Origin of the sequence: Halomonas sp. NPDC076908 (assembly GCF_050269715.1) — a bacterium.
GTDB lineage: Bacteria > Pseudomonadota > Gammaproteobacteria > Pseudomonadales > Halomonadaceae > Vreelandella.
In genome coordinates, this window is sequence record NZ_JBNNIW010000010.1 from 133,741 (window position 1) to 143,298 (window position 9,558).

At 50.5% G+C, this 9,558-nt stretch carries 10 protein-coding genes and 1 pseudogene; all 11 read left to right on the plus strand.

What is annotated here, in order from left to right; genetic code table 11:
• The first annotated feature begins 26 nt into the window (after window positions 1-26).
• Complete coding sequence (gene cysQ, locus ACQKE4_RS08185) at window positions 27-800, plus strand: 3'(2'),5'-bisphosphate nucleotidase CysQ (protein ID WP_427387767.1); 774 nt, start codon at window positions 27-29, stop codon at window positions 798-800.
• Window positions 801-970: 170 nt separating this feature from the next.
• A pseudogene (locus tag ACQKE4_RS08190) lies at window positions 971-1,081 on the plus strand (hypothetical protein); the annotation flags it as partial.
• Window positions 1,082-1,124: 43 nt separating this feature from the next.
• Window positions 1,125-1,517: a hypothetical protein gene (locus ACQKE4_RS08195; RefSeq protein ID WP_427387768.1), complete on the plus strand. Its 393-nt coding sequence runs from the start codon at window positions 1,125-1,127 to the stop codon at window positions 1,515-1,517.
• Window positions 1,496-2,923, plus strand: a complete 1,428-nt coding sequence (locus ACQKE4_RS08200) for an ImmA/IrrE family metallo-endopeptidase (protein ID WP_427387769.1) — start codon at window positions 1,496-1,498, stop codon at window positions 2,921-2,923. Before ACQKE4_RS08195 ends, ACQKE4_RS08200 begins: the two co-directional genes overlap by 22 nt.
• A gap of 139 nt (window positions 2,924-3,062) precedes the next feature.
• Window positions 3,063-4,058: a UDP-glucose 4-epimerase GalE gene (gene galE, locus ACQKE4_RS08205; protein ID WP_427387771.1), complete on the plus strand. Its 996-nt coding sequence runs from the start codon at window positions 3,063-3,065 to the stop codon at window positions 4,056-4,058.
• A 207-nt stretch (window positions 4,059-4,265) separates the two neighbouring features.
• Entirely contained in the window at window positions 4,266-4,502 is a 237-nt protein-coding gene (locus ACQKE4_RS08210; RefSeq protein WP_427387772.1) for a hypothetical protein, read from the plus strand.
• On the plus strand, window positions 4,495-5,742 hold the full coding sequence (locus tag ACQKE4_RS08215; RefSeq protein WP_427387773.1) for an ImmA/IrrE family metallo-endopeptidase: 1,248 nt from the start codon (window positions 4,495-4,497) through the stop codon (window positions 5,740-5,742). The genes ACQKE4_RS08210 and ACQKE4_RS08215 overlap by 8 nt, the downstream gene beginning before the upstream one ends.
• A 162-nt stretch (window positions 5,743-5,904) precedes the next feature.
• Entirely contained in the window at window positions 5,905-7,071 is a 1,167-nt protein-coding gene (locus ACQKE4_RS08220; RefSeq protein WP_427387774.1) for a nucleotide sugar dehydrogenase, read from the plus strand.
• Between the two features lie 223 nt (window positions 7,072-7,294).
• A complete protein-coding gene (gene tnpA, locus ACQKE4_RS08225; RefSeq protein ID WP_016915086.1) occupies window positions 7,295-7,582 on the plus strand; it encodes an IS66 family insertion sequence element accessory protein TnpA in 288 nt (95 codons plus the stop codon).
• Window positions 7,579-7,923 carry an IS66 family insertion sequence element accessory protein TnpB gene (gene tnpB, locus ACQKE4_RS08230; RefSeq protein WP_016915087.1) on the plus strand — a complete coding sequence of 115 codons (345 nt, stop codon included), beginning with the start codon at window positions 7,579-7,581 and terminating at the stop codon, window positions 7,921-7,923. The genes tnpA and tnpB overlap by 4 nt, the downstream gene beginning before the upstream one ends.
• Window positions 7,924-7,951: 28 nt before the next feature.
• Window positions 7,952-9,558: IS66 family transposase (gene tnpC / locus ACQKE4_RS08235; protein ID WP_427387782.1), on the plus strand; the 1,607-nt coding region annotated here is incomplete at its 3' end.

Below are 9,558 nucleotides of genomic sequence, written 5' to 3' on the forward strand. Positions count from 1 at the left end.
GCTTTTTTATGCAAGGAATTAACCCTATGTCTGTTATTGATCAAGCCCTGCTGGATGCTGTTGAAGGTATCGCTCGTGAAGCGGGCGATGCGATTATGAGTGTTTACGCCCGCGAGTTCAGCGTGGAAGAGAAAGACGATAAAAGCCCGTTAACCGAGGCTGATAAAGCCGCGCACAACGTTATTTTACGCGGTTTGCAAGCGCTGCCAGTGCAGATTCCGATCCTTTCTGAAGAGGATGTTGAGGGCTTTGCCGGTGCGGATGCCGAGGGCCGTTATTGGTTAGTTGACCCGCTGGATGGCACCAAGGAGTTCATCAAGCGCAACGGCGAGTTCACCGTCAATATTGCTCTGATTGAAAACGGTAAGCCGGTGCTTGGCGTAGTGACCGCACCTGCGCTTGAGGTGGGTTACGTGGCCGCACGGGGGCTGGGCGCGTTTAAGGTTGAAGCGGATGGAAGCCGTAAGGCTATCTCCGTGGCAGGCAAGCCAAATGCGGGCGTAGCGTGGCGCGTGGTGGGTAGCCGCTCGCACCCTAGCCCTGATTTGGCCGCTTGGCTGGAACAGCTGGGCGAACACACCATGCTGCCCATGGGGAGCTCGCTAAAGCTGTGCATCATTGCCGAAGGTTTCGCAGATGCATATCCACGTTTAGGCCCCACCTGCTTATGGGATACCGGTGCAGCCCATGCAGTAGTGCTTGAAGCGGGTGGCCGAGTGGAAACCCTAGAAGGCACTGCGCTTAGCTACGCCAACCCCCGCGAAAAGCTCAACCCTTATTTCGTGGTGTGGGGGTATTAATCCTGTGCTAGGGCGCCATCATTCATGTGGGCTACGCCTGCATAGCCGCAATAATATATAGTGAGTGATAAAGTCTAACCCATCATATCAATGGATAAATTATGTGCGGCATTGTTGGCGCGGTCAGCGCAAAGGATTGCACGACTTTTCTTCTGGAAGGCTTATCGACATCCGCGGGTGAATTGAAGCACGGCCCCTTGGCACTGGTCGATGCGGAAATGCCGGTAGTGGTGATCGCACCTAATGATGAGATGTTGGAGAAACTGAAAGCCAACATGAAAGCTAAGCAGAAAGTCAGTGTTGTCGGCGTGGGGTGACATGACAATGAGTCAATGGAAGTATGAGCGTGGAGAGGGACGCCATAAACACCGATGGAAGCATGATTGCGCAGGCTTTGAGCCCGACCAGAAAGGACCCGTTGGTAAATGTCCCAAAAGTATCACAGAAGAGGCCGCTACTGAAATATTGAATAAGGGTGTGCCATACTATGAAAATGTCGATGATACGATACCCTCAAAAATTTATTCGGTATACAAAGGGGTGGTTTACGAAGCTGTTGCGACACAGCCAGGGATATCATGGCATGGCTATCCATGGCGCGGTGATTTGCCGGGTAGGTTGCCACTTTCAAGAAAGATCAAAAAGTTACTGGAGAAAATGGCAGCCGATGAGGGTTATGGAAAAGAGTATTCACAATGGTTAAAAGATTACGGTTAGGCAGCGAAGCTGGCTTACGGCTCAATCTTGATGTCTGCTCTTCAAAGCGGAGAGATCCTGGTTTGATCTGGGGGAAAGGAGTTCTTTCTGTCAACGGTCTTCCCATTATTTCTGCAGAAGATAACAAGTCAGTCGAATGGACCTGGGTAGACTTGCTTGAATGGCTCGCGTGCCATTGGTCGTCACTGCTGCTTGAACAAAGCTTTCCCTTTCATGTTCCTTCTTTGCATATAGGTTATGTACTAAGTGACTTAGAGAAGCGTTGGGATAACATGTCTGAAGATCGTGTAGAAGAAGAGGAAGAAGAGGCATTGCGTTTTTTGTCTCGTCATGATTTTGCAACTGCTTTTAAGGGTATTTATTTTCCGAGTACTTATTTTATGCGGCACGGAAAAATAGTTGAAATAGTTAATAGTGAAACTCATTGCATTGAGCGTTTGTCATTGCAACAAGTAGTAAGTGATTTAGAAGAAATAGGTGATGCGTTGGCAGGGCAAATTCGCTTCTCTACTGATTTTATTTGTGAAAATTCCAGAGGCGCATTAGCAGTTAAACATTGGGATGCGCGTGAAGAAAGTCTCAAGAAATACGCTTTAACTAAATTAACAGGCATGTCTGTTTCAAGTTTGGAAATGTTTAGCGCGGCCAATGATAATGTGTTTTGGGAGTTTGATTCTAGTGAGCCGCTCATAGAAACTGAATTAATGGCTGCTGCACGTATGACCGCAGGTGCGATATCTTTACCTGAACAACAAGAATTATTAGAACGTGTTCGTCGAATTAATAAATATTCAACTCCTGTGTTAGATGAGTTAACTGATTCTATTGGTGAGGAGTTTGAAGAAACTGGAAAACCTCATGACCAAGGGTATTGGGCTGCGAATTGGTTACGCAGGCGCATTGATAAAGATACACGTTCTGCAATTAAGCCATTGGAAATTTTGAAACAATGGGGGGTTGCTGTAGAGGAAATGAGCTTGCCAGATGCTAAGTTTGATGCTTTGGCATGCTGGGGTTCTAGGCATGGGCCTGCGATTTTAATTAATCAGTCTAGTGAAAATGTACCTGCTCATGTCCACAGGGCAAACTCTACGTTAGCGCATGAGATATGCCATTTGCTTTTAGATCGTAATACAGCTTTGCCAGTTGTTGAGGTTTTGAATGGAAATACACCTGAGCGTCTAGAAAAGCGTGCGAGAGCGTTTGCTGCAGAGTTAATGTTGCCGCGAGAAGTAGTTGCAGTTGAAGTGCGTATGACTACGTCTTTAGAAAAAGCAATTGCTAAATTGTCGCAAGAGTATGAAGTAAGCGAATCGTTGGTTTGTTGGCAAGTTATTAATTCAACTGGTTATGATTCTTTGAGTGAGCCGGAACAGCGCTGGTTGCAAGCTCGTAACAAGCAATAAATCTTTGTTCTTATAATAGCTTTTTATATTTAGGCACAAAGAATAAGAGAGCTAAACCATAGCCCCTTGGCATTGGTATGGGTGCTGAAGTGGTTAAACCTATTATTCTGGCTAAGAGTGAGACACTAAAGCGATTTATATGCCTAATATTTTGGTGGTGGGTGGAGCCGGTTACATTGGCTCCCATATGGTCAAACAGCTGGCGCAAGCAGGCCACTCGGTGGTTGTATTCGACAACCTTTCTACCGGCTTTCGTGACATGGCGGCCTACGGGGAACTGATCGAGGGGGACTTGGCGAACACTGAACTGCTAGAGCGGCTATTTACGCAATATGCCTTTGATGGGGTAATGCATTTTGCTGCCTGCAGTCTGGTGGGTGAGTCTGTTATTAACCCCGGCAAGTACTACCAAAACAATGTGTCGAACACGCTGAACCTGCTGGAAACGATGGTGCGCCACCACGTGAAGCGTTTCATTTTCTCGTCGACGGCGGCCACCTTTGGTGAGCCTCATTATGTGCCCATTGATGAAGCCCATCCCCAATGTCCTATCAACCCCTACGGTTCCAGCAAGCTGATGGTGGAAAGGTTGCTGCAGGATTACCATGCAGCCTACGGGGTGAATTCAGTCTGCCTACGCTATTTCAATGCCTGCGGTGCCGACCCTGATGGCGAGCTTGGTGAGTGCCATGACCCTGAAACACACCTTATTCCGCTGATCTTACAGGCGGCGTCCGGGCGGCGTGATTCGATAACCGTGTTTGGCAGGGATTATCCCACCGAAGACGGCACTTGCGTGCGCGATTATATTCATATTGAGGATTTGTGCTCTGCCCATGCACTAGCGTTGGAAGCCTTGATCAAAGGCACCCAAGAGGGGGCACTGGGATATAACCTGGGCAACGGGCAAGGCTATTCCGTTCAACAGGTGATTGATGCGGTGAAGGCCGTGGTGGCTGAAGATGGCTGCAAGCTAGTGGTGGAAGAGGGCGATCGTCGCGCGGGTGACCCCGCACGATTAGTGGCGGATGCCGCCCTTGCAAAGAAAGAGCTAGGCTGGCTACCCCGCTATGCGGATCTGCCTATGATTATTCGCCATGCCTGGGCTTGGGAAAAGAAGATGTCTGGCTATTAACTTGAATTTGAGCATGTGATGCCAATACATGCCATAATGATTTTTGTACATAGTGGGAATTTTTATGTTGTTTTTTTAGATAGTTGATTGATATCACATTGTTTTTTTCTGAGAAATGCTGGAGCAGGATCTTAAGCATGATAAGTATGAAACCTCTTGCAGCGCTTGAAATAAATTAATTCGTGTATGGCGTAAGGTGTTTTATTGATGGGGTTTAAACTCAAGAAACGCACAAGTTTTAATCCAAAGAGAAAACTGCAAGCTGCCAACGAGTCTTTTTCTGAACAGTGGGAGCAAGCAGGGTACGGCGGTAATCCTGAACACAAGCGCAACCCAGGCGATTTTGGCTTGACTCCACCGGCTGATCCTAGGCCACATAAAAGCCTATGTGACGATGCCTTAGCTGACAAGGTTCTTGAGGAGTGGAGAAAGCGCAATGCGTGAATTTTATATTGATGTCACCTCGCTAAATGACTCGCCTACTTGCTCACTGTCAATTGTTGTGAAAGGACAGCCTGTTACTGAGCACTTCAATGAACAAGATGAATTAGAAACACAGATTATAGTTAATCCAATCCCGTTGGCAGAGTGGTTGGCTGCAAACTGGTGGCGTCTTCGTTGGGAACCTGAGAAAGAGAATTTGTCGGCTGAACAACAGTTGGACTGGGATTTGAGCCATCGCTTGGCTTCGGCTGGGTCAGGCCATATTTGGCCTGATCTTACTTTTTCATCAGATGATCTTTCCATTAACTGTCTGGCCCGTAAAACCTCGGGTCAATTCTCGACGATACGTTATACCCGCCAACTAAATGATTGGTTAGATGCCCATTGGTTTGAAGCAGGTATAGATGGCTTTTTGAACGCGACCGCAACGGTGAATCCTAATTCTAATTTATCCTGTTTGTGGCAAGATATTCTGGATGAGCGGAGAGATACTGTCGCTAATAAGTGGCGAAAACTGGAAGCAAAGGCAGGATATGATCCAGGGGAGGCACCGGATAAACTCATTGAAGGCCTACAACGTTACTACCCAATGTTTGGTCAAGCGTCTGTAGAAGAGCTCAGTAGTGAAAACCGTGGGCAGTCGGTGCTCCATATGGCGGAAGATTTGTACCAATCTTTGCAAGATACACATGAATCGATGCAGCCTGATCTAACAGGATTTGAGGAGCAACTTCCTGGTTTACTCGTAAATGATAGCTCGCCACCATGGAAGCAAGCAGCTAACGCCGCTCACTGGGTAAGAAAAAAACTTGGATTGAATGTATCGGAATCCGTTACCAATAAGCGGCTTTTTGACTATCTCGATGTGAGCGAGCAGGTGTTCAACCAGCCTCGGAAAACAGCGCTTGCATCCGCTGGTTTGAAAAAAAACCAGACTCGAACAATGGTTTTGCTTAGCCCAGGTAGAGAAACAGCGCAACGCTTTGCATTATCACGGTTGCTTGGTGATTATCTGTATACCTTTCAAAAAGACGATAGTCAGCTATTAAGTACCACGCACAGCAGAACGAATCGTCAGAAATTTCAGCGGGCTTTCGCTCAGGAATTATTATGTCCTTATGAGGGGTTACTAGAAATCATGGATACAGCCCAGCCTAGTGAAGAAAGTTTGGAAAAGTCTGCTGAGCTTTATAAGGTTTCTCCCTTGACGGTGCGCTATACCTTAGAGAATAAGCAATAGTGAATATGGCGATTGGACTCGCTTATGGATAGTCGACCGCTAAGTGCTGGAGCAACTCAACTTGGGCGATTAAAGAAGCCGAAGGATCTGCAATCGCAGGTATTGTCATCTGTTTGTCGTTAATGTATGCATCATACTAGCCAGCTTTAAGGATTAAGAAGGATGAAAATTGCCGTTGCAGGAACGGGCTACGTAGGGCTTTCTAATGCAATGTTGTTAGCGCAGCACCATGAAGTGGTTGCGGTGGATATTGTTCCCGAAAAGGTTGAGCAGCTGAACAGCCGCCGCTCGCCGATTGAAGATACGGAAATAGCGGCGTTCTTGAACCGCGATGATCTGAACTTTACGGCCACGCTGGATGCTGAGCAGGCCTATGCGGGTGCACAGTTCGTGATTATTGCCACGCCCACCGATTACGATCCCCAAACCAACTATTTCGATACCTCGAGTGTTGAAGCTGTTATCGAGCAGGTCATACGCATCAACCCCGGGGCGGTGATGGTGATCAAATCCACCGTGCCGGTGGGGTACACCAAGAGCGCTGCGGAACGCTTCAACACCCGGAACCTGATTTTCTCGCCTGAGTTCTTGCGTGAAGGAAAAGCGCTTTACGATAACCTTTACCCTTCACGCATTATTGTGGGCGAGTGTTCCAGCCGTGGAGAGACCTTTGCTGAGCTCCTCAAGCAGGGGGCGATGGCGGAAGAGGTAGAGGTGCTGCTGACCAACAGCACCGAAGCCGAAGCGATCAAATTGTTTGCCAATACATACCTGGCCATGCGAGTGGCGTATTTTAATGAGCTGGATAGCTATGCAGAAACCCATGGCCTGGACACTAAACAAATTATTCATGGGGTAGGTCTCGACCCGCGTATTGGTAAGCACTACAACAACCCAAGCTTTGGGTATGGCGGCTATTGCCTACCGAAGGACACCAAGCAACTGCTCGCCAACTATGCCAATGTGCCGAGTAATATCGTTCAGGCAATTGTCGATGCCAATCGCACGCGTAAAGATTTTATTGCTGAATCGGTGCTGCGCCGCAAGCCGAAGGTAGTGGGGGTTTATCGCCTGATCATGAAAACGGGTTCAGATAACTTTCGTGCCAGTGCCATGCAGGGTGTGATGAAGCGTATTAAGGCGAAAGGTGTGGAAGTGGTGGTTTACGAGCCGGTGCTGGAGGACGAGAAGTTTTTCGGTTCAACCGTGATGCGTGATCTACCCGCGTTCAAGGAGAAGTGTGATGTCATTCTGGCTAACCGCATGGTCACCGAGCTAAGCGATGTGGAAGCCAAGGTGTATACCCGCGACCTGTTCGGCAGCGATTAAAAATCAGCGCATGAGCTAATATGTTTGAATATAAGCGCTGGTGATTATATGGCCCCTTATTAGAGGGGCTTCGTTATTATGGACGTTGGGCGCTGGTTTTGTTGTAAAAAAGGAGTTCATAAATGGAAGCCATTGTACAGTAAGCGTTCATTCCACGACGTTCTGCCACCCCGCTAAAATTCGCCCTAAAGTAACCTCACAGTTTCCAAGCGAGGTTACCCCCATGAGAAAGCACCGCACACCCGAACAGTGGCAGGCCCTGGTCAATCAGCAGCGAGACAGTGGTCTGTCAGCTTCGAAGTTCTGCAAACAAGAGAACATCGGCTACGCCAGTTTCTGCAACTGGCGCAAGCGCCTGTCCGATCAGGCGGCCGGTGACTCAGCGGATTCCGGCGAAGCCGGTTTTCTGGACCTGTCCTCTCTGATGGGTGCAGCGCAGTCCGGCCCAGGCTGGAACATTGTGCTCAGCCTCGGCAACGGCGTCGAATTGCGGCTGAGCCAGAACGGATGATCGGGCTCGATAGTCAGGCGCGCATCTGGCTGTGCACCGAGCCCACGGATATGCGCAAATCGTTCCGGGGCCTGAGCGCCCTGGTCCGGAATCAGTTGAAGCACGACCCACTCAGTGGCCAGTATTTCGTCTTCGTCAATCGTCGCAAGACCCAGATGAAGATGCTGTATTTTACCGCTACCGGTTATTGCCTGTGGGCCAAGCGCCTGGAGCAGGGGCAGTTCCGGGTGCCGTTATCCGCCTCCGGTCAGCGAGCCTTGACCCTGACGGATCTGCAACTACTGATCGATGGCATCGAGGTGCAGAAATACCGCCAATTCAAGCGTTTTCGAGGGGTATAGAAGACGGACTTCCGGTATAATGTCGGCCATGAATTCAACGGCTTCCGACCCCCAACCCAATGCACCTTCCTACTCGGCCCTGGCCGAGGAAAATGCGTTGCAGCGCGAGCAGTTGGAGGCCCAGGCGGAATCCATTCGGCAGTTGAAACACCAGTTAGACTGGTTCAAGAAGCAGCTGTTCGGCCCCAAATCCGAGAAACAGGTTTACGATATTCCGGAACAGGACAACCTGTTCCAACCGGATGACGCACCGCTACCGGAACAGCCTGCCGAGGAAGAAAAGCGCACCATCAAGGCCTACCAGCGCGGCACCGGCAAAAAGCAGCGCGATGACGACTGCCTGAACGACACCGGCCTGCGCTTTACGGCGGATGTACCGGTGGAAGTGATCGAGCAACTGCCGCCGGAGCTGACCGGGCCGGACGCCGACCAATACGACATCATCGGCACCAAAACCACCTACCGTCTGGCCCAGCGGGCCTCCAGCTATGTGGTGCTCAAATGCGAACGCCCGGTGTTCCGTCGTAAGGGCACGGATCAAAAACCTGTGACAACACCAGCCCCGTTCAACGTGCTGGACAACAGCCTGGCCGATGTCAGCCTGCTGGCCGGGTTGCTGGTGGACAAGTTCCAGTTCCACCTGCCGCTGTATCGCCAGCACCAGCGCATTCAACAAGCGGGTATTACCCTCAGCCGCAGCACCCTGACGAACCTGGTGAAGCGGGCCATCGACCTGCTTCGGCCCATTGTGGACGCCCAGACCGACAACGTGCTGCGCAGCCGGGTGCTGGCCATGGACGAAACACCCATCAAAGCGGGCCACCAGGGCCGGGCAGGCCCGCAGAAAGGCAAGATGAAAACAGGCTGGTTCTGGCCCCTATACGGTGATGACGACGAAGTGGTGTTTACCTACTCGAACAGTCGGGGCCGACTGCACATCGAGCAGGTTCTGAACGACCAATTCAGTGGCACTCTGATCAGCGATGGTTATGCCGCATATGCCCGCTATGCCGCGGCCCAGAAAGGCATTACTCATGCTCAATGCTGGGTGCATAGTCGCCGTTGCTTCGTTGAGGCCCAAAAGGATCATCCTGAGAAGGCCACCGAAGCCCTGCAACAGATCGCGAAGCTGTACCAGATTGAAGATACCATTAAGGAAAAGGAGCTCACCGGCGAGAAGAAGCGTCAATACCGGCTGGACCATGCGAAGCCGGTCGTCAGCGGCTTCTTCCAATGGTGCCGGGATCAGTTGGGGCAAGGCGGCCTGTTACCCAGTGAACCGTTAACCAAAGCCCTGAATTACGTGCTCGGCCGGGAAACGAGCCTGACGGTGTTCCTGGAAGATCCGGGCGTACAACCCGATACCAATCACCTGGAACGGGCGCTACGCCCCATTCCAATGGGCAAGAAAAACTGGATGTTCTGCTGGACCGAACTGGGCGCGGAACACCTGGGCATCATCCAGAGCCTGATCAGCACCTGCAAGCTGCACGATATTAACCCCTACACTTACCTGGTGGACGTGCTGCAACGCGTCAGTCAGCATCCGGCCAGTGACGTCAGCGACCTGACGCCTCGTCTCTGGAAAACCCGGTTCGCCGAGAATCCGCTACGGGCGCTGATCGATCCACGCCA